At 64.8% G+C, this 230-nt stretch carries 1 protein-coding gene; it reads right to left on the bottom strand.

Annotated features, from left to right (window positions below):
- Positions 1-206 (bottom strand): DUF2460 domain-containing protein (locus R0J92_RS27370; protein WP_411053995.1); only part of this gene is annotated, 206 nt, incomplete at its 3' end.
- Positions 207-230: the final 24 nt, after the last annotated feature.

Here is a 230-nt window from a genome sequence, read left to right as displayed (position 1 = left end):
CGGGCCTCCAAACACGCACTCAGCGCGGCAATGTCCCCAAGGCTGCGCAAGCCCAGCCCCGCATCATCACGCCGCCGCGCATGCGCCCAGGGGGTGTTACGTGCCTCGTGGCCATTGGCCAGCGTTACCACATCCGTGCGCCGCTTCGGCCCGCCACCAGAGCCGAAGGAGAGCGTCTGCGGGAAACGAACTTCGTGAAAGCTCATGGGCTTACCCTGCTTACCTATTAC

The sequence above is a fragment of the Tritonibacter sp. SIMBA_163 genome, assembly GCF_046535935.1.
Lineage (GTDB): Bacteria > Pseudomonadota > Alphaproteobacteria > Rhodobacterales > Rhodobacteraceae > Epibacterium > Epibacterium scottomollicae.
The sequence above is the reverse complement of the archived record's forward strand: the minus strand, read 5'-3'. Positions and strand labels throughout refer to the sequence as shown.